The following is a 24,684-nucleotide window of genomic DNA, read 5'->3' on the forward strand; positions in this document are numbered from 1 at the left end:
CACGGCTTGGTTCATCCTCAGCGCGGGATTCGCACGAAAATTGCGTGATAATGCCGGCAGCAAGCGGTTCAATCGGTGCGCCACCGAAAAAGCACGACCGCGTTCCCGCCATTTTTTAAGGATTCAAGCCATGAGCCCAGCCGTTACACCCGCTACGCCCTCGCGCCAGGCCCTCGACGATTTCATCGCCGGCATGCCCAAGACCGAACTGCACCTGCACATCGAAGGCACGCTGGAGCCGGAACTGATGTTCGCCCTGGCCCAGCGCAACCAGGTCTCCCTGCCCTACGCATCGGTGGAAGACCTGCGCGCCGCCTACGACTTCAGCGACCTGCAATCCTTTCTCGACCTCTATTACGCCGGCGCCGACGTGCTGCGCACCGAAGCCGATTTCTTCGACATGACGGCGGCCTACATCGACCGCGCCCGCGCCGACAATGTGCGTCACGCCGAGATCTTCTTCGATCCGCAGACCCATACCGAACGCGGCATCCCGATCGCCACCGTGTTCGCCGGCATTGCACGGGCGCTGCGCCAGGCGCGTGAGCGCGATGGTTTCGGCAGCGTGATGATCATGTCCTTCCTGCGTCACCTGTCGGAAGAAGACGCGTTCGCCACGCTGGAAGCGGCCCTGCCGCTGCGCGACCAGTATGCCGACCTGTGGCTGGGCATCGGCCTGGATTCGTCCGAACGCGGCAATCCGCCCGAAAAGTTCGCCCGGGTGTACGCCCGCTGCGGCGAACTCGGCTTCAGGTTAGTGGCACATGCGGGCGAAGAAGGTCCACCGGCCTATGTCATCGGCGCACTGGATGTGCTCAAGGTCGAGCGCATCGACCACGGCGTGCGCAGCGAAGAAGACCCTGAACTGATGCAGCGCCTGGCCCGCGAACGCGTGCCCCTGACCGTCTGCCCGTTGTCCAACCTGAAGCTGTGCGTGGTCGACGACATGGCCCAGCACAACCTGGGCCGCCTGCTCGATGCCGGACTGGCGGTCACGGTCAACTCGGACGACCCGGCCTACTTCGGCGGCTACATGACGGCCAACTACCTGGCAGTGGCGCACGCGCTGGACCTGTCGCGCGAGCAACTGCTGCAACTGGCGCGCAATGGCATCGAGGCCTGTTTCCTGCCGGACCAGGGCAAGCAGGTCCTGCTGGACGAGCTGGAGCAATACGCTAGCCGGTAGGCGCCCGAGCGGCCCCTGCGGTCAAGCACAGTTCTTGCATTACCCCTGTTGTGCGCGATGGTCGACAGTCTGGTCGAACCCGCGCAGCACGACATTGCCTGACAACAGCATGTGGATTGACAACAATCCCGAGCGCAGAAGGAGCGCACTGCACCGTTCTTTTTTGGTGCAGAATAGCCCCGTTTTGTTGCACATCGCCGATTGGATTGTCGACGATCCGATCTGCTGCTGTCGTTGGGCGTGAGGGCGGGAGTCGCCTGCGACTTCCATGGACAGGACTACATTGACAGCATGGGCCTCATGAACAAAGCCAGCAAACCTGCGCGTGGCACGCCAGTATCGGCCCGCGAGCGCGATAACGCGGTCGCGGTAGAAGAGCGGATGTACCAGGATATCTATGACGCGATCATGGAGCATCGCCTGCCGCCCCGTACCAAGCTGACCGAACAGACGCTGTGCCAGATCTATGACACGGCACGCCACACGGTGCGCAAGGTGCTCTCGCGGCTGGCCACCGAAGGCATGGTCGACCTGGAGGCCAATCGCGGCGCCTTCATCGCCAGCCCCTCGCATGCCGAGGTGCGCGACATGTTCGAGTTGCGCAACATCCTTGAGCACGCGGTGCTGGAGAAGGTAGGCCGCGAAGCCGGCACGCGCCAGATCGCCGGCCTGCGGCGCATGGTCGAGCAGGAGCGCGACTCCTACCTCAGCGGCGACCGGCCGCGCTGGATCCGCCTGTCTGCCCAGTTCCACCTGGCGCTGGCCGAACTGACCGGCAATGTGCTGCTGGTCGACACCTTGCGCAAGCTGGTCTCGCGCACCACGCTGATGATCGCCAAGACCGAGGCGCCCGGGCACAACGCCTGCTCGTTCGATGAGCATGAAAGCGTGCTTGAGGCGCTCGAGAGCGGCGACGTCGAAGCTGCCCAGCAACATATGGCACATCACTTGCATTTGTGCGAGGACCGGGTACGTCCCGATGCGGACGACCAGTTCGACCTGCGCGCGGTGCTGGGCAAATGAACGTGCACCCCCTTTTCAACACCAATCGATAAGCTCCATGTCTTCGCCACCACCCTATCCTCGCGACCTGGCCGGCTATGGCCGCAATCCTCCCCATGCGCAGTGGCCCGGCCAGGCCCGCATTGCCTTGCAGTTCGTCCTCAACTACGAGGAAGGTGGCGAAAACAACGTCTTGCACGGCGACGCCGGGTCCGAGCAGTTTCTGTCGGAGATCATTGGCGCTGCGGCCTATCCGGCGCGCCACATGTCGATGGAATCGATCTATGAATACGGCTCGCGGGTCGGCGTCTGGCGCATCCTGCGCGAGTTCGAGAAGCGTGGCTTGCCGTTGACGGTATTCGGCGTCGCCATGGCCTTGCAACGCGCGCCGGACGTGACCCAGGCCCTGGTCGAACTGGGCCACGAGATAGCCTGTCATGGCCTGCGCTGGATCCACTACCAGAACATCGATATCGATACCGAGCGCGCGCACATGCAGGCGGCCGTGCAGATCTTTCGCGAACTGACCGGCAGCGCGCCGCTGGGCTGGTACACGGGGCGTGATTCGCCGGTGACGCGCCAACTGGTGGTGGAGCATGGCGGCTTTGCCTACGATTCGGACTACTACGGCGACGACCTGCCATTCTGGACCCAGGTCGAGACCGCAGGCGGCAACCGGCAGGCGCACCTGGTGGTGCCTTATACGCTGGACACCAACGACATGCGCTTCGCCTCGCCGCAGGGTTTCAACACCAGCGACCATTTCTATCAATATCTCAAGGACAGCTTCGACGTGCTGTATTCCGAAGGCGAAGAATCACCCAAGATGCTGTCGATCGGCATGCATTGCCGGCTGCTGGGTCGCCCGGGACGGATGCGGGCATTGCAGCGTTTTCTTGATTACGTGCAGTCGCATGAGCGGGTGTGGATCACCCGTCGCATCGATATCGCCCGGCACTGGATGCAGGTGCATCCGTTCGAAGCGCCGTGACTTGACGCGGATCGGCTGACGCCCCCACCTCCGTCGCCCTGACGAACGTCAGGACCCGGCGCCTTTCAGCACTCGCCGAGGCCCAGCAAACGCCACTGGGTCCCGGCCTGCGCCGGGACGACGGGGAGTGTGGAACGGCCAGCCTTCAATTCGCTGGCGCCCCCGCCTCGAACCACTTGCCGATCAACGCCCGCTCGTCATCGGTGATGCTGGTCATGTTGCCCAATGGCATGGCCTTCGCCACCACTGCCTGTTGATAGATCTGTTGCGCATGCTGAGCGATATGCTCGGCGCTATCGAGCAGGATGCCCTTGCCGGGCGTCGGCATCAGGCTGGGCTTTTCGGCATGGCACTGGATGCAGCGCGCCTGGATCACCTGCTGCACCTGGGCGAAACTTGCTCCTGCGGTGGGCGCCGGGGCTGGTGCTGGCGCAGGCGCCGCATCGGCCGGCTGGGCCACCGCAACCGGCTTGGGCGCCGGCTTGCTGCGCATCATCGGGCTAAGCGCGATGGCCACCGTCAGCAGCAAGGCCACCGCCACCCCGGGATACCACCAGTTGTTGACGCCCTTGTGGCGCAGCACGAAGAACTGGCGGACCAGCGCGCCGGCGGCCATGATCATCAGCAGCACCAGCCAGTTATGCGGCGCGCTGTAGGTCATGCTGTAGTGATTGGAGAGCATCGCAAACAGCACCGGCAGCGTGAAGTAGGTGTTATGCACGCTGCGCTGCTTGCCGCGCCTGCCATGGATCGGATCCGGCGCCTGGCCGGCCCGCATGGACGCCACCATCTTGCGCTGCCCCGGGATGATCCAGGCCAGCACGTTGGCGCTCATGATGGTGGCCAGCGACGCACCGCTGATCAGAAAGGCGGCGCGCCCGGAGAACAGGTGGCAGGCGGCCCAGACCGACACCACCACTTGCAGCGCCACCAGGAGATTGACCTTGCGGTCACCATCGGGCCGATCGCCGAAGGTGCTGCAGACGGTATCGTAGATCAGCCAGTTGAACACCAGGAAAGCCACCGCCACGCCGCCGGCCATCGAGCCCGACATGTCGAACACGTTGCGGTCGACCAGGAACACATTGGCATTGAACAGGTACAGCAGCGAGAACAATGCAAAACCCGACAGCCAGGTGCTGTAGGCCTCCCAATAGAACCAGTGCAGGTGCTGCGGCAACGCCTTGGGCGCCAGCAGGTATTTCTGCGGATTGTAGAAACCGCCGCCATGCACCGCCCACAACTCGCCACCGACGCCCTTTTCGACCAGCTCGGGATCGGTGGGCGCCACCAGGCTGTTGTCGAGCCAGACGAAATAGAAGGACGATCCGATCCAGGCAATCGCCGTGATGACGTGCAGCCAGCGCAGCAGCAGATTGAGCCAGTCGAAGATATAGGCTTCCATGGGGTGATCGTTCCTCGGTTCTCGATAAATGGGTCGCAGCAGATATGGCGCAAGACTTAGCATAAATGGTGCCTGGCCCGGCGCACTTGCCAGAATCTGCCCGCAGCATGCCACGCAACACAGATTGGCAACAATAAATACCAATCCTGTTCACAATAAATTAGAACGAAAACCTCGCCTGGCACCCCAGCCCGGCCCACATCGCCCGCCGTGGATCAGGCTTGTAGCGCGACCGTCGTGTTTCCGGCGACTGGTCAGCCCCTACATTTTTAGTGCAGGCCGTCAAATTCAGTGCATCAAAAGCACCAAGTTGTCGCAAATGAAAAAAACCATTGTCGACAAAATGACAGCTTGTTGCCGACGGCGAGCGTGACACTGGCTTCTCAGGCACTGGCACGATATCTGCTAAACCCCTGTGCTGCGTCCGCTGGCAGAACGGACGGGAGAGCAGCATTCCGACTGCCAATGAACGGAAAACTTGAACTTGCCGGACCCACCTCCGGCTTCTTTTTAAACAGGGGAGCGTAATGAAGAAAACTCGTTTGGCACTGGCTTTGGCATCCTGTGTAGTGGCCAGCGGCGCGATGGCACAATCTGCCGTGACCGTCAGCGGCCTGGTCGACGCCTATGTCGGCAGCATCAAGAACAGCGGCGAGAAGAGCCGCGCTGTCGTCAACTCGGGCGGCATGACCACCTCGTGGATCGGCTTCAAGGGTACTGAAGACCTGGGCGGCGGCCTGAAGGCAGAATTTGCGCTGACCTCGTTCTTCCAGACCGATACCGGTACCAGCGGACGCTTCTCGGGCGACAACCTGTTCTCGCGCGACGCCAACATCGGCCTGTCCGGCGGCTACGGCAAGATCGCACTGGGCCGCGGGCTGGCGCCAAGCTTCCTGCCGACCGTGCTGTTCAACCCGTTCGGTGACTCGTTCACCTTCTCGCCTCTGGTGCTGCACGTCTATACGCCAACCGGCAACTTCGCCGCCCGTTCCTGGACCCAGGCCAATGCAGCCGACAGCGGCTGGAGCAACCAGATCCTCTACACCACGCCCAAGTTCGGCGGCCTGCAAGCCAACGTGCACTACCAGCTGGGTGAAGTCGCCGGCCAGAACGGCAAGAAGAACATCGGCGTCAACGCGCTGTACTTCAATGGCGGCCTGGCATTGACCGGCCTGTATTTCGATGCCCAGGTCAGCAACCCCAACTCGGGCTCGGCCATCATCGACGCCACTAGCCCATTCGCCAGCATCACTCGCCAGAAGACCTGGATGGTCGGCGCCACCTATGACTTCCAGGTGGTCAAGCTGTACGGCACCTTCCAGACCAGCAAGGACACCACCCCCGGCGCGCAGCAAGCCAAGGACAAGGTCTACAGCGCAGGCCTGTCGGCGCCGGTGGGCAATGGTTCGATCCTGGCAGCCTTCGCCCGCACCAAGCGCACCGGCGACCTGCTGGCGCGTGAAGTGGCGCGCAACACCACCTCGGTGGGCTACGACTATTTCCTGTCCAAGCGCACCGACCTGTACGCCATCGTCATGAATGACAAGGTCTCGACCACCGGCAGCGGCGTGTCGTTCGGCCTGGGCATGCGCCATCGTTTCTGATCGACCGAGCAAGTAGTAGCACGTAGTACGGTAGGTCGGCGACTCCTTCTGGGCCGCCCTGCCGCGTCTTGAGGCTGACCTTGGGCGGGAACCGCAATTACCGGAATGCGCGCAGTCTTTACCGGCCAGCGCGCATTGCGGTTCCCGTCGCTTTTTTTCATTCATTTCATCGCTACTCGGGAGATTCCCCCATGCGTCCATTCCGCTTCCTCGGCTGCTCGGCGGCACTGCTGATCGGCCTGGTATCGGCCAGCGCCTCTTTTGCCCAAGAGACCAAGATCAAATTCCAGCTCGACTGGCGCTTCGAAGGCCCGTCCGCGCTGTTCCTGGTGGCCAAGGCCAAGGGTTACTTCGCCCAGGAAAAACTGGATGTCACCATCGATGCCGGCAACGGCTCGGGCAATGCCGTCAACCGCGTCGCCTCGGGCACCTATGACATGGGTTTCGCCGACATGGCCGCGCTCATGGAATTCGTCGCCAACAATCCCGACGCCCCGGCCAAGCCGGTGGGCGTGATGATGGTCTACAACGACACCCCGGCGGCGGTGTTCTCGCTCAAGAAGTCGGGCATCAAGAAACCGGCCGACCTGGCCGGCAAGAAGCTGGGCGCCCCGGTGTTCGACGCCGGTCGCCGCGCCTACCCGATCTTTGCCAAGGCCAATGGCCTGGACGCGTCCAAGGCCAACTGGATCAGCATGGACCCGCCGCTGCGCGAAACCATGCTGGCGCGCGGCGACGTGGACGCCATCACCGGCTTCTATTTCACTTCGCTGCTGAACCTGAACGCGCGCGGCATCAAGGATGAAGACGTGGAAGTGATGATGTATCCGGACTACGGCGTGCGCCTGTACGGCAACGCCATCATCGCCTCGGACGCCATGACACGGCAGAAGCCGGAAGCGATCAAGGCTTTCCTGCGCGCCTTCGCCAAGGCTACCCGCGACGTCATCGCCAATCCTGAAGCGGCCATCAAGGTGGTCAAGGAACGCGACGGCCTGATCGATGAGAAACTGGAACTGCGCCGCCTGAAACTGGCCATCGCCAGCGCCATCGCCACCCCGCACGCCAAGGCTGAAGGCTATGGCCAGGTATTCGGTCCGCGCCTGACGCTGATGGCCTCGCAGGTCTCGGATGCCTATGGCACCAAGACCCGGGTCAATGCCGACCGTGTCTGGAATGGCGCCTTCCTGCCCTCCAAGGCCGAACTGGACGTGTTGCCCAAGTAATCCTGCGGCCGGCGCCCGATGGATGGCGCCGGCCCAGCCTTGTTTCATCAGTGGAAAAGCCAAGTATATGAGCGAGCCCTTCGTCGATTTTCGTCACGTCTACCTGGCCTATGACGGCGCCTCCGAGTTTGCGGTCGAGGATATCGACCTGCAGACCCGGGCCGGCGAATTCATCGCCATCGTCGGACCGTCCGGCTGCGGCAAGTCGACCTTCATGAAACTGGCCACCGGCCTGAAACAACCCAACCGGGGCAGCGTGGTGATTGACGGCAAGGCCGTAACCGGTCCGCTGAAGTTTGTCGGCATGGCGTTCCAGGCGCCCACCCTGCTGCCATGGCGCACCACGCTCGACAATGTCCTGCTGCCGCTGGAGATCGTGGAACCGTTCAGGCGCGACTTCAAGAAGAACCGTGCCGAATACACCGAACGCGCCCTGAAACTGCTGAAGACGGTCGGACTGGAAGGCTATGCCGACAAGTTTCCGTGGCAACTGTCGGGAGGCATGCAGCAGCGCGCATCGATCTGCCGCGCCCTGATCCACGAACCCAAGATGCTGCTGCTGGATGAGCCCTTCGGCGCGCTCGACGCCTTCACCCGCGAGGAATTGTGGTGCGTGCTGCGCGACCTGTGGGCCGAGCGCCGCTTCAACGTCATCCTGGTCACCCACGACTTGCGTGAAGCGGCCTTCCTGGCCGATACCATCTATGTCATGAGCAAGCGCCCGGGGCGCATCGTGGTGCGCCGCGAAAACCCGCTGCCGCGCCCCTGCGAACTGGCGACGACCTATACCGATGGCTTCAATGCGCTGGTGCATGAACTGCGCGAGCACATCGGCCATGTGCGCAATACCTGACCGGCTGCCAGAGGACATTTCATGAAAACCCCGTTCAACGGCAAACTGAACCGCGCCGCCACCACCATGGCGCCCTGGATTCTGCTGCTCGCCATTCTTGGCGTGTGGCAATTCATCTGCAGCGTGTGGCAGGTGTCGGACTTCATCTTCCCCAGCCCGATGTCGATCATCCAGGCCATGATCGAATTCTCGGGCCCGATCACCCAACATGCGCTGTCGACCTTCTGGGTCACCATGGTGGGCTTCGCCATCGCGGTCTTTGTGGGCGTCACGCTGGGCCTGCTGATCGGCTCGTCGCCGTTGCTGTATGCCGCCGCCTATCCGCTGATGACAGCCTTCAACGCGCTGCCCAAGGCGGCCTTCGTACCGGTGCTGGTGGTGTGGTTCGGCATCGGCGCCGGGCCGGCTATCCTGACCGCGTTCCTGATCTCGTTCTTTCCGATCATGGTCAATATCGCCACCGGCCTGGCCACGCTCGAGCCTGAACTGGAAGACGTGCTGCGGGTGCTGGGCGCGCGCCGCATGGATATCCTGCTCAAGGTCGGCCTGCCGCGCTCGATGCCTTACTTCTTCGCCTCGCTCAAGGTGGCCATCACGCTGGCCTTCGTCGGCTCCACCGTGTCCGAGATGAACGCCTCCAACGAAGGCATCGGCTACCTGCTGGTGTCGGCCGGTTCGTCCATGAAGATGCCGCTGGCCTTCGCCGGACTGGTGGTGATCGGCGCCATGGCCATGGCGATGTACGAACTGTTTGCCATCATCGAGCGCAGGACCACGGGATGGGCCCATCGCGGCAAGTGATGATCCGCCTTTCGCGGTTAAGATAACGGCCGCCAACAACGAACTACAGGAAAATCACGTGAGCGCAGCGCCCCTCCGTCTCGACATCCGCCATGTACGCAAGGCTTATCCCGGCGTGCTGGCCAACGACGACGTCAGCCTGTCGGTGGCCCCCGGCGAGATCCATGCCGTGCTGGGCGAGAACGGCGCCGGCAAGTCGACCCTGATGAAGATTATCTTCGGCGCGGTCAAGCCCGATGCCGGCGAGATCGCCTGGAACGGCACCACGCTGCAGATCGCCAATCCGCAAGCGGCGCGCAAGCTGGGCATCGCCATGGTGTTCCAGCATTTTTCGCTGTTCGACACCCTCACCGTGACCGAGAACATCGCGCTCGGCCTGGAGGCCGCGACCGACCTGAAGGAGCTGGCGCTGCGGATTGCCCAGACCGGCGAAAAGTACGGCCTGGAACTGGAGCCGCACCGCCACGTGCATACGCTGTCGGTGGGCGAGCGCCAGCGGGTCGAGATCGTGCGCGCGTTGCTGACCAATCCACAGTTGCTGATCCTGGATGAACCGACCTCGGTGCTCACGCCGCAGGCCGTCGAGAAACTGTTCGTGACCTTGCGCCGCCTGGCCGACGAAGGGTGCAGCATCCTCTACATCAGCCACAAGCTCGACGAGATCCGGGCGCTGTGCCATAGCGCCACCGTGATGCGCGGCGGGCGCGTCACCGGCACCTGCGATCCGCGCCAGGAAACCAGCGCCAGCCTGTCGCGCATGATGATCGGCGACGAACTGGTACGGCTGCAGCGGGCGCGCAACCCGCAATCGCATCGCAGCGAACGCAAGCTGCACGTGAACCGCCTGTCGCTGCCCAAGGCGCACCTGTTCGCCACCGAATTGCATGGCATCGAGTGCGAGGTGCGGGCCGGCGAGATCGTCGGCATCGCCGGCGTCTCGGGCAACGGCCAGCAAGAACTGCTGGCGGCGCTGTCGGGCGAAGACCAGCGCGCCGCGCCCAACATGCTGATGCTGGCCGGCACCCCGGTCGGGCACCTGTCGCCCAATCCGCGTCGCGCGCTGGGCCTGGGCCTGGTGCCGGAAGAACGGCTCGGACGCGGCGCCGTGCCTTCGCTGTCGCTGACGGCCAACATGCTGCTGTCGCACCAGAAGACGCCCTATGTGAAGCACGGCCTGATCGACTTCGGCTTCACCCGGCGCGCTGCGGCGGCCATCATCGAGCGCTTCAAGGTCAAGGCGGCCGGGCCGGACGCCACCGCCAAGAGCCTGTCCGGCGGCAACCTGCAGAAGTTCATCGTCGGTCGCGAGATGGAACGCAAGCCGGCCGTGTTCATCGTGGCGCAACCGACCTGGGGCGTGGACGTGGGCGCGGCGGCGCAGATCCACGGCGAAATCCTCAAGCTCAAGGAAGAAGGCTGCGCCGTGCTGGTGATCTCGGAAGAACTCGACGAACTGTTCGCCCTGTGCGATCGCCTGCACGTGATTGCCAAGGGCCGGCTGTCGCCTTCGATCCCGATCGAGCAAGCCACGCGCGAGCAGGTCGGGGTCTGGATGAGCGGGCTGTGGGATGAAGCTTCGCCCACCGCGGAGGTGGCGCATGGCTAAGTTGTCGCTGCCGTTGCGGCTGGAACTGCGGGCGGCGCCCTCACGCAGCATGACCTACTTCTCGCCGGCGATCGCCATCGTGCTCACGCTGGTGCTGGGCGCTTTCCTGTTGCTGGCGCTGGGCAAGGACCCGCTGGCCGGACTCAAGGTGTTCCTGGTCGATCCGTTTGCCACCAAACGCTCCATCAGCGAACTGCTGCTCAAGGCGATCCCGCTGATCCTGTGCGCGCTGGGACTGGTGGTGTGCTTCCGGGCCAACATCTGGAACATCGGCGCCGAAGGCCAGTTCACGGTCGGCGCCATGTGTTCCGGCGCCATGCTGGTGTGGCTCGATGTGCCGGGCCACGCCATTGCCGGCAGCGCCGGCCTGCTGCTGATGGTGCTGGCGGGCATCCTCGGCGGCGCGTTCTGGGCCGGCATCACGGCCTTGCTGCGCGACCGCTTCAATGCCAACGAGATCCTGGTCTCGCTGATGCTGACCTATATTGCCCAGCTGCTGCTGATGTATGCCGTCAACGGTCCCCTGAAGGACCCCAACGGCATGAACTTCCCGCAGTCCAAGGTATTCTCGGACGTCTTCATGCTGCCGGTGCTGCTGTCGGGCACGCGGCTGCATGTGGGCTTTGCGGTCGCCATCGTGGCGGCGCTGGCGATGACGCTCTTCATGACCCGCAGCCTGCGCGGCTTTTCGCTGATGGTGGGCGGGGTGGCGCCGCATGCCGCGCGCTATGCCGGTTTCTCGGCCCGTTCGGCGCTGTGGGTATCGCTGCTGGTCTCGGGCGGCTTCGCCGGCCTGGCCGGCGCCTTCGAGATCGCCGGACCGATCCAGCAACTGCTGCCCTCGGTGTCGCCCGGCTATGGATTCGCGGCCATCATCGTCGCCTTCATCGGCCGCCTGCATCCGCTGGGCGCCATCTTCGGCGCGTTGATCATGTCGCTGCTGTACCTGGGCGGCGAGCTGGCGCAGTCGCGCCTGGGGCTACCGGCGGCGATCACCGGCGTGTTCCAGGGCATGCTGCTGTTCCTTCTGCTGGCCTGCGACACGCTGATCGAGTATCGGCTGGTCTGGAAACAGCGCAACTAAGGGCATCTAAGGAACCGACATGGAACAACTCGCCCCTCTCATCGCCGCTTCCATCAACGCCGGCACGCCCTTGCTGCTGGCGGCCATCGGCCTGTTGATCAATGAACGCTCAGGGGTGCTGAACCTGGGTGCCGAAGGCATGATGCTGGTCGCGGCCATCGCCGGCTTCGCGGTCGGCTACAGCACCAAGAGCCCGCTGCTGGGATTTATCGCCGGTGCCGTCTGCGGCATGCTGATGGCCAGCCTGTTCGCCTGGCTGGCGCTGACGCTGGCGACCAACCAGGTCGCCACCGGGCTGGCGCTGTCGATCTTCGGCATCGGCCTGTCGGCCTTCGTCGGCCAGCGCTTCGTCGGCCTGGCGCTGCCGTCGCAGGCCAATACGGTGCCGTGGCTGGCGGACCTGCCCTTCATCGGCCCGGCGCTGTTCCACCAGCACTGGATGAGTTACCTGGCGCTGGCACTGTGCCTGGGGTGCATCTGGTTCCTGTATCGCACCCGCGCCGGGCTGGTGCTGCGGGCCGTGGGCGAGTCGCCCGAGTCGGCCCACGCGCTGGGCTATCCGGTGCGCGGCATCCGCTATGCGGCGCTGCTGTTCGGTGGCGCCTGCTGCGGCCTGGCGGGCGCCTACATGTCGCTGGTCTATACCCCGATGTGGGTCGAGGGCTTGGTGGCCGGACGCGGCTGGATCGCGCTGGCGCTGACCGCCTTCGCCACCTGGCGTCCGGCCCGGGTGCTGCTCGGTTCGCTCCTGTTCGGCGGCGTCACCATCGCCCAGTTCTATCTGCAGGGCATGGGCGTGACGGTGCCGCCGCAGATCCTGTCGATGGCGCCCTATGTCGCCACCATCGTGGTGCTGGCGCTGATCTCGCGCAACCCCGACTGGATCCGCCTGAACATGCCGGCGTCGCTGGGCAAGCCGTTCCGCCCCGGCGCCTCCTGAAGAATTGAAGAACTGAAGAATTGTTTTTATCGCTGCGCCTGCTATTCCAACCACTGACTTGAGGGAGAACACAATGACCATTTCGCGCAGAGCCTCGCTGGCGATGCTCGCCACGCTGGCCGCGGCCAGCCTGATCGCTTGCGGCAAGAAGGACGAGCCGGCCCCGGCCGCTCCAGCAGCCGCCCCGGCTGCTGCCGCCCCCGCCACCGACCCACTGCGTGTGGCCTTCGTCTATGTCGGCCCGGTCGGCGACGCTGGCTGGACCTTCGCCCACGACACCGGCCGCAAGGCGGTCGAGGCCAAGTTCGGCGACAAGGTCAAGACCAGCTTCGTGGAAAACGTTCCCGAGTCGGCGGCCGACGCCGAGCGCGTGATCCGCCAGCTGGCCACCGACGGCAACAAGCTGATCTTCGGCACCACCTTCGGCTACATGGAAGCGATGCTCAAGGTCGCCAAGGATTTCCCGGACGTCAAGTTCGAACACGCCACCGGCTTCAAGACCGCCGACAACCTGGCCCAGTACGATGTGCGCACCTATGAAGGCGCCTACCTGGCCGGCGTGGCTGCGGGCAAGATGACCAAGTCCGGCAAGCTGGGCGTGGTGGCATCGGTGCCGATCCCCGAGGTGATCCGCAATATCGACTCGTTCACCATGGGCGCGCGCTCGGTGAACCCGAAGGCCACCACCGCCGTGGTGTGGGTCAACAAGTGGTTCGATCCGGGCAAGGAACGTGAAGCCGCCACTACCCTGATCGGCCAGGGCGTCGACGTGCTGATGCAGAACACCGATTCGGCCGCCGTGGTGCAGACCGCGCAGGAAAAAGGCGCCTATGCCTTCGGCTGGGACAGCGACATGACCAGCTTCGGCCCCAAGGCCCACCTGGCGGCCTCGGTCATCAACTGGAGCGTGTACTACAACGCCCGCGTGCAGGCTGCGCTGGACGGCACCTGGAAGACTGGCACCACCTGGCTCGGCCTGAAGGAAGGCGGCATCGACCTGAGCGCCTACAATGCCGACCTGCCGGCGGACGTGAAGACCCTGCTCGACGAGCGCAAGAAGGGCATCGTCGACGGCAGCGCGCCGATCTGGAAGGGTCCGATCAAGGACAACACCGGTAAGGAAGTCCTGGGCAAGGATGCGGTCGCTGACGACGCCTTCCTGCACGGCGTGAAGTTCTACGTCGAAGGTGTCGACGGCAAGGTGCCGGGCTAATTCCGGCACCCCACCAGCAGCGGGTGAAAGGCCACGGCCGGGCGCGTCGCAGGACGCCCTGGCCGTTTTCATTGGCGAGCCCCGAAAAGCCCCTACCGGCCGCTATCGGCGGCTAAGCTGGCTGTATAATTCACGCCAAATATTTACGCGCAGTCGGTTGACCGGCGGCATTCGCCGTTTCAGGCCCAAGGATCCATGCAAAAAAACCGCAAACCCATCGATATCAAGATATCCACCGTAGTTGCCATTTCGGCAATTCTTCACGAGACCGATCCGACGGTGCTGGAAAAGGCGCTCAAGGAGATGACCGGCGGCGTATCTGACTTCTTCGAAGACGAGTTTGCGGTGCTCGATATCGGCAACCTGCCGGGCGAGGCGCTGACCGGCATCGACTGGACCGCGCTGGTGACCCTGTTCAAGCAGTTCCGCCTGAACACCGTGGCCGTGCGCAATGCGCCGGAAGACCTGCAGCAGACGATCGTGGCGCATGGCCTGGCGATCGACAATCCGGCCGGCGCCGGCGCCACCAACGCGCGTGCGCAGGACGCCGCGCCGGCACCGGTGGCGGTCGAACCGGCTCCAGCCCAGGCGGCGCCTGCACCACCGGCACAGCCGCAGCAGCAAAGTGCGCCGGCTGCGTCCACCATGATCATCGATACCCCGGTGCGCGCCGGCCAGCGCATTTATGCGCGCGGCGCCGACCTGGTGATCATGGCGGCGGTCAACAACGGCGCCGAGATCATCGCCGACGGCTGTATCCACGTCTACGCGCCGTTGCGCGGGCGGGCCTTGGCGGGCGCCTCGGGCGATACCTCGGCGCGCATCTTCGCGCAATCGCTGGAAGCGGAACTGGTTTCGATTGCCGGAGTCTATCGAACCTTTGAAAACGGCCATTCGGCCGAACTCAAGGGAAAGCAGGTGCAGGTACGACTCGATGGCGAACGCATCGACGTGCTGGCGATGCCGGCGTCATAGCCGGGCGCAGCGCGCTACTAACAATTAATCAAATATCGCGTCGTCATCCTGACGCATCTGTCTTTTATCAAGGAGTGTTTTGTGGCAAAAATCATCGTTGTGACATCCGGTAAGGGCGGCGTCGGCAAAACGACGTCGAGCGCCAGTTTCGCATCGGGCCTGGCCATGCGCGGTCACAAGACTGCCGTGATCGACTTCGACGTCGGTCTGCGCAACCTGGACCTGATCATGGGTTGCGAGCGCCGCGTGGTGTACGACCTGATCAATGTCATCAACAAGGAGGCCACGCTGAACCAGGCCCTGATCAAGGACAAGCACTGCGACAACCTGTTCATCCTGCCGGCCTCCCAGACCCGCGACAAGGATGCCCTGTCCGAGGAAGGCGTCGAGCGCGTGCTGGATGACCTGTCGAAGATGGACTTCGAGTACATCGTCTGCGATTCGCCGGCCGGTATCGAACACGGCGCCGTGATGGCGCTGACCTTCGCCGACGAGGCCATCGTGGTGACCAACCCCGAAGTGTCGTCGGTGCGCGATTCGGACCGCATCCTGGGCATCATCCAGGCCAAGTCGCGCCGCGCCTCGGCCGGTGGCGAGCCGGTCAAGGAACACCTGCTGATCACCCGCTACTCGCCCAAGCGCGTGGAAAGCGGCGAGATGCTGTCGTTTACCGATGTGCAGGAGATCCTGCGCATTCCCCTGATCGGCATCATTCCCGAGTCCGAATCGGTGCTGGCCGCATCCAACCAGGGCAGCCCGGCTATCCACCTCAAGGATAGCGACGTAGCACAGGCCTACCAGGACCTGGTGTCGCGCTTCCTCGGCGAAACCGTCGAGATGCGTTTCACCAACTACGAAAAGCCGGGCCTGCTGCAGCGTATTTTCGGAGGTAAGTGACATGTCGCTGCTTTCATTCCTGTTTCCGACCAAGCCTAAAAGCGCGGTGGCGGCGAAAGAACGGCTGCAGATCATCATCGCGCGCGAACGCTCCAATGGCCGCCAGGGCCCGGACTTTCTGCCGGCCTTGCACAAGGAACTGATCGAAGTCATCTCCAAGTACACCAAGGTCAACGCCGACGATATCAAGATATCGCTGGACCGCCAGGGCAACCTCGAGGTGCTCGACGTGAACGTGGTCCTGCCCGACGCCGAAACGCCTCCGGCCTGACGTGATGCGCCCCCGCGGGCGATCATTGCGATGAAAAAGATCGGCATCCTCTCGCATCGGCCCGAGCGCATCGCCCTGCTGCAACAGCTGGCCGGTGCGCGCGGCAGCCTGGTCTGCGATGGCTGCGATGCCGCCATCGCTGCCACCGCATCCGACAATATCGCGCTCATGCTGGTCGACCTGGACGCCGTGCGCCACGATGCCGGGCGCGTGGTCGAACTGGTGCGCGACAGCGTATCCGCCTTCCTGATCCTGGCCACCGCCGCCGACGGCGCGCTGCTGCAGGCGCTGCGCGCCGCGGGCGCCGACGACTTCGTGCTGGAACCGATCCGCCGTGGCGAACTGGGGCTGCGCCTGGAACTGCTGTTGCAGGTGGCCGATCCGGCCCCGGCAAACACGCCGGCGCTGCAACTGGGCGAGTTCCGCTTTGACCTGCCGCACCTGCGGGTCAGCCGCGTGGCGCACCCGGCCCTGGACGTCACGCTCACCCGCAAGGAAGCCGAACTGGCCATGCTGCTGCTGCAGAACCTGGGGCGACCGCTGTCACGCGCCTTCATCCAGGAGCGCGTCTGGGGCGCCGAACCCGAACTACCGACCCGCACCATCGATACCCACGTCTCGCGGGTGCGCACCAAGCTCGCCCTCAAGCCGGAAAATGGTTATCGCCTGGCCACCGTGTACGGCTACGGCTACCAGCTCGAACGTATCGGCGGCGAGACCATCACCTCATCGCCCGCCTGAAAAACAACGTTCCCGCCAGGCAAGCTGTTGCGTCAGCGCCCCGTCAGCCAGCAAAAAGACTGATCCAGGTCACGTCCGGCAGGGGATAAACGTCGATAAACAGGGGGCGTCGAAACGACTTGTTACACAGCGGGTATAATGGCGCTGTCGTAAAAGGCCGATTCAGGCCACAAATACAAGCTCATCGGCACCTCGCCGCGTCATTCCATGCATTTGCTCGCTGTCGGACTCAACCACACTACCGCGCCCGTTTCGCTGCGCGAAAAAGTGGCCTTCCCCGCTGACCAGATTGGTCAGGCGGTCGCAGCAGCGCGCGCATGGTTTGGCGGTCATGACCGCATCGTCTCGGCCGGTGAAGCGGCAATCCTGTCGACCTGCAATCGCACCGAGCTTTATGCGGCGGCCGCTGCCGGCGCCGATGGCGTCGACTTCGCGATCGATCGGACCGCCCAGTTCCTGGCCGATTATCACAAGATTGCCTACGCCGACCTACGCCCTTTCCTGTATGCCCTGCCGCAGGACAATGCCGTGCGCCACGCCTTCCGGGTCGCCTCCGGGCTCGACTCGATGGTGCTGGGCGAACCGCAGATCCTGGGCCAGATGAAGGATGCCGTGCGCCAGGCGGATGCCGCCGGCGGCCTGGGCACCTATCTGCACCAGCTGTTCCAGCGCACCTTCGCCGTGGCCAAGGAAGTCCGCACCACCACCGAGATCGGCGCCCACAGCGTCTCGATGGCGGCCGCAGCGGTGCGCCTGTCGCAGCGCATCTTCGATTCGGTCTCGGGCCAGCACGTGCTGTTCATCGGCGCGGGCGAAATGATCGAGCTGTGCGCCACGCACTTCGCCGCGCAGAATCCCAAGACGCTGACGGTGGCCAACCGCACCATGGAGCGCGGCGAGTCGCTGGCGCACCGCTTCAATGGCAGCGCCATCCGGCTGGCCGACCTGCCGGCGCAGTTATCGCGCTTCGACATCGTGGTCTCCTGTACCGCCTCGTCGCTGCCGATCATCGGCCTGGGACTGGTCGAGCGGGCCGTCAAGGCGCGTCGCCACAAGCCTATCTTCATGGTCGACCTGGCAGTGCCGCGCGATATCGAATCCGAAGTCGGCCGTCTCGACGATGTCTTCCTGTACACCGTCGACGATCTCGCCACGGTCGTGCAGAGCGGCGTCGAAAACCGCCAGGCGGCGGTGGCCCAGGCCGAAGCCATCATCGAAAACCGGGTGCAATCGTTCATGCACTGGATCGATAGCCGCGCCATGGTGCCGCTGATCCAGGATCTCAACGAGACCGGCGAGATCCTGCGCCTGGCCGAGCTGGAACGTGCCCGCAAGCTGCTGGCACGGGGCGACGATGTCGACGCCGTGCTCGAGGCGCTGTCCAAGGGACTGACCGCCAAGTTCCTGCATGGCCCGCAACAGGCCCTGCATCACGCCCAGGGCGAGCAGCGCACCCAGCTGGTGTCGTTGCTGCCGCAGTTGTTCCGCGCCAAGCGTTAGCGCCCTTCCGCTTCGATTGCGCCCACCTCGGGCGCCCTGCCCGCCTGCGCTCCGGCGCGGTGCTCATCCCCATTACTGCCAAAGCCCATGAAACCATCGATGCTCGCCAAACTCGACCAGCTCTCGGAGCGGCTCGAAGAGCTCAACAGCCTGCTGGCCCAGGAAGACGCCACCGCCAACATGGACGTCTACCGCAAGTTGACCCGCGAACACGCCGAGCTGGGGCCGCTGGTGGTGCTTTATCACGACTACGTGCAGGCCGGCGCCGATATCGGCACCGCCCAGGAGCTGCTGTCGGACCCCGACATGAAGGACTTCGCGCAGGATGAAATCGGCGCCGCCAAGTCGCGCATGGAAGCGCTCGAAGGCGACCTGCAAAAGATGCTGCTGCCGAAAGACCCCAACGACGAGCGCAACATCTTCCTTGAAATCCGCGCCGGCACCGGCGGCGACGAGTCTGCGCTGTTCGCCGGCGACCTGCTGCGCATGTACACCCGCTATGCCGAACGCATGCGCTGGCAGGTCGAGATCGTCTCGGCATCGGAGTCCGAGCTGGGTGGCTACAAGGAAGTGATCGCCCGCATCGCCGGCCTGGGCGCTTATTCACGGCTCAAGTTCGAATCCGGCGGCCACCGCGTGCAGCGGGTGCCGGCCACCGAGACCCAGGGCCGCATCCACACCTCGGCCTGCACGGTGGCCGTCATGCCCGAGGCCGATGAAGTCGAGGATGTCGACATCAATCCGGCCGACCTGCGCATCGATACCTACCGCGCCTCGGGAGCCGGTGGCCAGCACATCAACAAGACCGATTCGGCAGTGCGCATCACCCACCTGCCGACCGGCATCGTGGTGGAATGCCAGGACGACCGCAGCCAGCACAAGAATAAGGCGCAAGCAATGAAGGTGCTGGCCGCGCGCATCAAGGACGTGCAACTGCGCGAACAGCAATCCAAGGAAGCCGCTACCCGCAAGTCGCTGATCGGCTCGGGCGACCGCAGCGAGCGGATTCGCACCTATAACTTCCCGCAGGGGCGCATGACCGACCATCGCATCAACCTGACCCTGTACAAGCTGGACTTCATCATGGACGGCGACCTGGACGAACTGACCGGCTCGCTGATCACCGAACACCAGGCCGAACTGCTGGCGCAACTGGGCGACGACTGACGCGGAACCAAACGATGGCGCGCGCTTCCAAGACACTTGCATCGCACAAGTCGCCAGGGGTGGTGACGTGCATGACAACGGGGCTCTCCACTACAATCCAGCTTTCGGCATTGCCGGCAGGCGCATTCATCTCGACATAAAGCGAACAACATCATGAAATCATCCAAATCACTGTATTTGCTGGTGGCACTGGTCTCCATTGCGCTGCTCGGTTTTGCCATGTACCTGCAGATCGTCGAAGAAATGCAGCCCTGCCCGCTGTGCGTGATCCAGCGTTACATGTTCGTGCTGATTGCCGCCTTCAGCCTGCTGGCGTATTTTCTGCCGCCCAGCGCGCGTCGCGCCGGCGCCGGCCTGGGCCTGCTGGCCGCCATCGGTGGCGCCGGCACGGCCGGATGGCACCTGTGGGTCAAGGCGCATCCCGGCGTGTCGTGCGGCGTCGATCCGCTGGAGACGTCGTTGAACCAGATCCTGCCGGCCAAGCTGTTTCCGCAGATGTTTTCGGCTGACGGTTTCTGCTCGGCACCGTGGCCGCCGGTGTTCGGCCTGCAGATCCCGACCTGGGCGCTGATCTGGTTCGTGATCCTGGGGCTGGTGCTGGCGCGCCTGGCCTTCAAACGCCGCTGACATGGCGCCCACATCCAGCTTCGCCGGCTGCAGCCTGGCCACCGTATTGAAATCGGCGCCGCTGGATGCGCTGGAAAACCGCATCCTGCTGTGCCACGCCCTGCGTCTCACGCGGGTGCAATTGATTACCCAGTCGGAGCGTCGCCTGGAGCAGGCCGAGGCCGACGCGCTGGCGGCCTTGTTCGCGCGTCGCCTGCGCGGTGAGCCGATTGCCTATATTGTCGGCGCGCGCGAATTCTTCGGCCTGGAATTTCGGGTGACGCCCGATGTATTGATCCCTCGTCCCGACACCGAATTGCTGGTCGAACTCGCCCTGGAACGCCTGCCTCCGCGCGCCCGCCTGCTCGACATGGGCACCGGCTCGGGCGCTATCGCCGTGGCAGTGGCGCATGCGCGCCCCGATGCCGTGGTCACGGCGCTCGATGCCAGCGCCGCTGCGCTGGAAGTCGCCCGTGGCAATGCCCTGGCTAACGGGGTGCGCGTCGATTTTCGCTTGAGCGATTGGTATCAGGCGCTGCAGGGCGCTCGCTACGACGTCATCGCTTCCAATCCCCCCTACATCGTCGAAGGCGATCCGCATCTGGCCCAGGGCGACCTGCGCTTCGAACCGATCGACGCATTGACCGACCATGGCGACGGCCTGTCGGACCTGCACGCCATCATCGATGGTGCGGCGGCCCATCTGGAGAACGGCGGTTGGCTGTTGATGGAGCATGGCTACGACCAGGCTGCAGCCGTGCGCGCGTTATTGCAGGGTTCCGGTTTTTCCGACGTGCAGAGCTGGCGCGACCTGGCGGGGATCGAACGGGTGAGTGGTGGCCGGTTGGCGAGTTAGCACATAAAAGTCGCTGGGTCCTGGCTTGCGCCAGGACGACGGCGGTATCGATTTAATATTGCTCCGTCGTCCCGGCGACTGCCTGCATTCAAGCCGCCTCCCGCCCGCCCTGTTCCGGCTGGTCGATCGACGCCAGCAAACCCGCCTCTTTCTGTTGTGCCGCCAGCAGATGGCGCTGCTTCACGTGGCCGTAGCCGCGAATGTCTTCAGGGATCCGCGCCACCGCCACCACCTGCGCCAGGTTGGCCGCGCTCAAGCGGCCCAGCAGGCCCGAGAGGGTCGCCTGATAGCGTTCGATCAGGGCCCGTTCGCCGCGTCGCTCCTCGGTGTGACCGAAGGGATCCAATGCGGTACCCCGCAAGAACCGCAAGCGCGCCAGCACGCCGAAGGCGCGCATCATCCACGGCCCATATTGCTGCTTGACCAGATGCCCCTGCGCATCGCGCTTGGCCAGCAAGGGTGGCGCCAGGTGAAACTTGATCTGGATATCGCCTTCGAACATGCCAGCGATCTTGTCGCGGAAAGCGCCGTCGGTATAGAGCCGCGCCACTTCGTATTCGTCCTTGTAGGCCATCAGCTTGAACAGGTAGAGCGCCACCGCCTGGGTCAGTTTCAACGGCTTGCCCGCTTCGCCCAATGCCGTCTCGGCGGCCCGCACCTGGGCGACGAAATCGCTGTAGTGCCGGGCATAGGCGGCATTCTGGTAGTCAGTCAACAGCACCACCCGGCGCGCCACCAACTCGTCCACCGATGGCGTGCGCTTGAACGCGATCACCTGCGCCTTCATGCCATTGCGCTGTGCCGCCGCCATCACGCTGGCCATGTCGTGCGCGCCCAGCCGGCCCCAGGCAAATGCCTGGCGGTTCAATTCGACCTGCTGCGCATTGAGTTCGATCGCGCGCAGCAAGGCCGCCTCGGACAGCGGCACCCAGCCTTTTTGCCAGGCGTAGCCCAGCATGAACATGTTGGTGGCGATGGCGTCACCCAGCAGCGCCGTGGCAATGTGCCCGGCATCGATCAGGGCCAGGTTGTCGCGACCGCAGGCCTCGGCGATGCGGCCCTCGGCCGAGGCCTGCGGGAATTGCCAGTCGGGATTACGCACGAAGGCGGCCGTCGGCGTCTGGGTCGAATTGACTGCGGCGCGTGTGCGCCCCTCGCCCATGCGCGACAAGGCGTCGCGGTTGGCGGTAACGATCACGTCGCAACCGATCACGAGATCGGCAGCGCCGGTGCCCACGCGGGTCGAATGCAGGTGCTCGCCGTCGTCGGCCAGGCGCACGTGGGACGTCACCGGACCGCCCTTTTGCGCCAGTCCGCTCATGTCCAGCACCGAACAGGCACGCCCTTCCAGGTGCGCCGCCACGGCCAGGATCTGGCCGATGGTGATGACGCCGGTGCCGCCGATGCCGGTCACCACGATGCCGTAAGGCGCGGCCAATGGCGTCAGCGGCGGGTGTGGCAACGTGCTGGTGTCGGCGCCGATCTTGTCGTCAGTGCGTGCAGGACGCTTCAGTTTGCCGCCTTCGACGGTGACGAAGCTGGGGCAGAATCCGGTGACGCAAGAGAAGTCCTTGTTGCACGAAGACTGGTTGATCTGGCGCTTGCGTCCCAGCTCGGTTTCCAGCGGCTCCACCGACAGGCAGTTCGATTGCACGCTGCAGTCGCCGCACCCTTCGCACACCGCTTCGTTGATCACTGCGCGCTTGGCCGGGTCGGGATAGGCATTGCGTTTGCGGCGCCGGCGCTTCTCGGAGGCGCAGGTCTGGTCGTAGATCATCGCCGACACGCCGATCACCTCGCGCAGCTCACGCTGCACGGCGTCGAGTTCGCTGCGATGGCGGATGGTGATGCCCTCGGCCCAGTGGGTGTCGGCGGCATACTTGTCGGGCTCGTCGGTGACCACGATGATGGGCCGCACGTTTTCCGCCGCCAGCTGGCGCGAGATCATGGCAACGTCGAGCGGGCCGTCGAACTCCTGGCCGCCGGTCATCGCCACCGCGTCGTTGAACAGCACCTTGTAGGTGATGTTAACCTTGGCCGCGACCGAGGCCCGAATGGCCAGCAGGCCGGAGTGAAAATAAGTGCCGTCACCAAGGTTGGCGAAGACATGCTTTTCACTGGTGAACGGCGACTGGCCGACCCAGGTCACGCCTTCGCCGCCCATGTGGGTAAATACACTGCTCTCGCGATTCATCCAGGTCACCATGTAGTGGCAACCGATACCGGCCAGGCCGCGACTGCCTTCGGGCAGCTTGGTCGAGGTATTGTGGGGACAACCGGAACAGAAATGGGGAATCCGATCTCGCTCGGGGTCGGGCTGGCTGCTGATGTTGAGGGTGGCTTCCTTGGCTTCGAGATAGGCGATCCGGGCACGCACCCGTTGCTCGACCGGATGGCCGGCGAAGTAACGCGAGATGCGTGCGGCGATGGCGCGCGCGATCTGCGCCGGATTCAATTCATAAGTCGCCGGCAGCAGCCAGTTGCCGTGCCCTTCGCGCGGCGAGCCGCTCCATTCGCCGGTGTCGTCGAACTTGCCGACCACCCGCGGGCGCACGTCGTCGCGCCAGTTATAGAGTTCTTCCTTGATCTGGTATTCGAGTATCTGGCGCTTTTCTTCCACCACCAGGATCTCGTCGAGTCCCTGCGCGAAGTTGCGCACGCCTTCGGCCTCGAGCGGCCAGGTCATGCCGATCTTGTAGAGCCGGATGCCGATCTCGGCGGCGACCTGCTCATCGATACCCAGGTCTTCCAGCGCCTGGCGGGTGTCGAGGTAGGACTTGCCGGCGGTGACGATGCCGAACCGCGCGCGCGGACTGTCCCAGATGATCTGGTTGAGCTTGTTGACCCGGGCATAGGCCAGCGCGGCATACCACTTGTAGTTGTTCATGCGGGCTTCCTGCGCCAGCACGCTGTCGGGCAGGCGGATGTTGAGCCCGTCCGGCGGCAGCTCGAAGTCTTGCGGCAGCAGGGTCTGTACCCGCTGCGGGTCGAGCACCACCGACATGCCCGACTCGACCAGGTCGGTCACGCACTTCATCGCCACCCACAGTCCGGTGTAGCGACTCATGGCCCAGCCGTGCAAGCCATAGTCGAGATATTCCTGCACCGTGGCCGGATACAGCACCGGCATGCCGCACGCCTTGAGGATGTGCTCGCTCTGGTGCGCAGTGGTCGACGACTTGGCTGCATGATCGTCGCCGGCAATCACCAGCACCCCGCCGTGACGCGAGGTCCCGGCCATGTTGGCGTGCTTGAAGACGTCGCCGCAGCGATCCACGCCGGGCCCCTTGCCATACCACAACGAAAACACGCCATCGTGTTGCGCCCCGGGGAACAGGTTCACCTGCTGCGTGCCCCACACGGCGGTGGCGGCCAGGTCTTCGTTCATGCCGGGATGAAAGCGCACCTGATGGGCATCGAGATAACGTGCCGCCTTGGCCGCGGTCTGGTCGACCGAGCCCAGCGGCGAGCCACGATAACCGGTGATATAGCCGGCGGTATTGAGCCCGGCGCGCTGGTCGTATTGACGCTGCAGGATGGGCAGACGGACCAGGGCCTGGATGCCGGTCATGAAGACACGGCCGCGCTCCAGCGTGTATTTGTCGTCCAGTGAAACGTCGTCCAGCAACAGACGCTGGCCATTGGGTAAAGGGGCGTTCATGCGGTCTCCGGTGCCAAAAATCGTGTTCTTGGTTCACATATACCGGTCGCCACCTCTGGCGCCGGGTCTTTGAAAGCCTGACCTGGTGGGCCGACTATT

21 protein-coding genes are annotated in these 24,684 nt (G+C 64.3%); 19 read left to right on the top strand and 2 right to left on the bottom strand.

What is annotated here, in order from left to right; translation table 11 throughout:
• Positions 1 to 130 precede the first annotated feature (130 nt).
• The 3 genes from LBW87_RS08920 to puuE all read left to right on the top strand — a co-directional run bounded on the left by LBW87_RS08920 (position 131) and on the right by puuE (position 3,179).
• The gene (locus LBW87_RS08920) at positions 131 to 1,186 is read left to right on the top strand and encodes an adenosine deaminase (RefSeq protein WP_225201094.1); all 1,056 of its coding nucleotides are present in this window, start codon (positions 131 to 133) and stop codon (positions 1,184 to 1,186) included.
• A gap of 300 nt (positions 1,187 to 1,486) precedes the next feature.
• Positions 1,487 to 2,209: a GntR family transcriptional regulator gene (locus tag LBW87_RS08925; protein ID WP_225201095.1), complete on the top strand. Its 723-nt coding sequence runs from the start codon at positions 1,487 to 1,489 to the stop codon at positions 2,207 to 2,209.
• Positions 2,210 to 2,246: 37 nt separating this feature from the next.
• Positions 2,247 to 3,179, top strand: coding sequence for an allantoinase PuuE (gene puuE / locus LBW87_RS08930; protein ID WP_225201096.1), 933 nt, complete (start codon positions 2,247 to 2,249; stop codon positions 3,177 to 3,179).
• A 145-nt stretch (positions 3,180 to 3,324) separates the two neighbouring features.
• Here puuE and LBW87_RS08935 read toward each other — a convergent pair whose 3' ends face one another.
• A complete protein-coding gene (locus tag LBW87_RS08935) occupies positions 3,325 to 4,584 on the bottom strand; it encodes a urate hydroxylase PuuD (RefSeq protein ID WP_225201097.1) in 1,260 nt (419 codons plus the stop codon).
• A gap of 527 nt (positions 4,585 to 5,111) precedes the next feature.
• Between LBW87_RS08935 and LBW87_RS08940 the strand changes: the two genes are divergently transcribed.
• From LBW87_RS08940 to prmC, 16 genes are all read left to right on the top strand, one after another.
• A complete protein-coding gene (locus LBW87_RS08940) occupies positions 5,112 to 6,188 on the top strand; it encodes a porin (protein ID WP_225201098.1) in 1,077 nt (358 codons plus the stop codon).
• Between the two features lie 191 nt (positions 6,189 to 6,379).
• Positions 6,380 to 7,414, top strand: a complete 1,035-nt coding sequence (locus LBW87_RS08945; RefSeq protein WP_225201099.1) for an ABC transporter substrate-binding protein — start codon at positions 6,380 to 6,382, stop codon at positions 7,412 to 7,414.
• A gap of 67 nt (positions 7,415 to 7,481) precedes the next feature.
• Complete coding sequence (locus LBW87_RS08950) at positions 7,482 to 8,267, top strand: ABC transporter ATP-binding protein (RefSeq protein WP_225201100.1); 786 nt, start codon at positions 7,482 to 7,484, stop codon at positions 8,265 to 8,267.
• Positions 8,268 to 8,288: 21 nt separating this feature from the next.
• A complete protein-coding gene (locus LBW87_RS08955; RefSeq protein ID WP_225201101.1) occupies positions 8,289 to 9,068 on the top strand; it encodes an ABC transporter permease in 780 nt (259 codons plus the stop codon).
• Between the two features lie 58 nt (positions 9,069 to 9,126).
• Positions 9,127 to 10,674 (top strand): ABC transporter ATP-binding protein, encoded by a 1,548-nt coding sequence (locus LBW87_RS08960; RefSeq protein ID WP_225201102.1) that lies wholly within the window; start codon positions 9,127 to 9,129, stop codon positions 10,672 to 10,674.
• Positions 10,667 to 11,758, top strand: a complete 1,092-nt coding sequence (locus LBW87_RS08965; protein WP_225201103.1) for an ABC transporter permease — start codon at positions 10,667 to 10,669, stop codon at positions 11,756 to 11,758. Before LBW87_RS08960 ends, LBW87_RS08965 begins: the two co-directional genes overlap by 8 nt.
• Before the next feature lie 19 nt (positions 11,759 to 11,777).
• Positions 11,778 to 12,698, top strand: coding sequence for an ABC transporter permease (locus tag LBW87_RS08970; RefSeq protein WP_225201104.1), 921 nt, complete (start codon positions 11,778 to 11,780; stop codon positions 12,696 to 12,698).
• Positions 12,699 to 12,771: 73 nt separating this feature from the next.
• Positions 12,772 to 13,911: a BMP family ABC transporter substrate-binding protein gene (locus tag LBW87_RS08975; RefSeq protein WP_225201105.1), complete on the top strand. Its 1,140-nt coding sequence runs from the start codon at positions 12,772 to 12,774 to the stop codon at positions 13,909 to 13,911.
• A gap of 195 nt (positions 13,912 to 14,106) precedes the next feature.
• Positions 14,107 to 14,886, top strand: a complete 780-nt coding sequence (gene minC, locus LBW87_RS08980; protein ID WP_225201106.1) for a septum site-determining protein MinC — start codon at positions 14,107 to 14,109, stop codon at positions 14,884 to 14,886.
• An 81-nt stretch (positions 14,887 to 14,967) separates the two neighbouring features.
• Positions 14,968 to 15,783: a septum site-determining protein MinD gene (gene minD / locus LBW87_RS08985; protein WP_008112580.1), complete on the top strand. Its 816-nt coding sequence runs from the start codon at positions 14,968 to 14,970 to the stop codon at positions 15,781 to 15,783.
• Between the two features lies 1 nt (position 15,784).
• Positions 15,785 to 16,054, top strand: a complete 270-nt coding sequence (minE, locus tag LBW87_RS08990) for a cell division topological specificity factor MinE (protein WP_008112578.1) — start codon at positions 15,785 to 15,787, stop codon at positions 16,052 to 16,054.
• 30 nt (positions 16,055 to 16,084) lie between these two features.
• Positions 16,085 to 16,795: a response regulator transcription factor gene (locus LBW87_RS08995; RefSeq protein WP_225201107.1), complete on the top strand. Its 711-nt coding sequence runs from the start codon at positions 16,085 to 16,087 to the stop codon at positions 16,793 to 16,795.
• Positions 16,796 to 17,002: 207 nt separating this feature from the next.
• Positions 17,003 to 18,295: a glutamyl-tRNA reductase gene (gene hemA, locus LBW87_RS09000; protein WP_225201108.1), complete on the top strand. Its 1,293-nt coding sequence runs from the start codon at positions 17,003 to 17,005 to the stop codon at positions 18,293 to 18,295.
• Positions 18,296 to 18,382: 87 nt separating this feature from the next.
• Positions 18,383 to 19,462: a peptide chain release factor 1 gene (gene prfA / locus LBW87_RS09005; RefSeq protein WP_225201109.1), complete on the top strand. Its 1,080-nt coding sequence runs from the start codon at positions 18,383 to 18,385 to the stop codon at positions 19,460 to 19,462.
• Between the two features lie 153 nt (positions 19,463 to 19,615).
• Positions 19,616 to 20,089, top strand: a complete 474-nt coding sequence (locus LBW87_RS09010) for a disulfide bond formation protein B (protein WP_225201110.1) — start codon at positions 19,616 to 19,618, stop codon at positions 20,087 to 20,089.
• A 1-nt stretch (position 20,090) separates the two neighbouring features.
• Positions 20,091 to 20,924: a peptide chain release factor N(5)-glutamine methyltransferase gene (gene prmC, locus LBW87_RS09015; protein WP_225201111.1), complete on the top strand. Its 834-nt coding sequence runs from the start codon at positions 20,091 to 20,093 to the stop codon at positions 20,922 to 20,924.
• A gap of 88 nt (positions 20,925 to 21,012) precedes the next feature.
• On the opposite strand, the gene LBW87_RS09020 is transcribed toward prmC, so the two are convergent.
• Complete coding sequence (locus LBW87_RS09020; protein ID WP_225201112.1) at positions 21,013 to 24,585, bottom strand: indolepyruvate ferredoxin oxidoreductase family protein; 3,573 nt, start codon at positions 24,583 to 24,585, stop codon at positions 21,013 to 21,015.
• Positions 24,586 to 24,684: the final 99 nt, after the last annotated feature.

The sequence above is a fragment of the Herbaspirillum sp. alder98 genome (genome assembly GCF_020179755.1).
Taxonomy (GTDB): domain Bacteria; phylum Pseudomonadota; class Gammaproteobacteria; order Burkholderiales; family Burkholderiaceae_D; genus Herbaspirillum.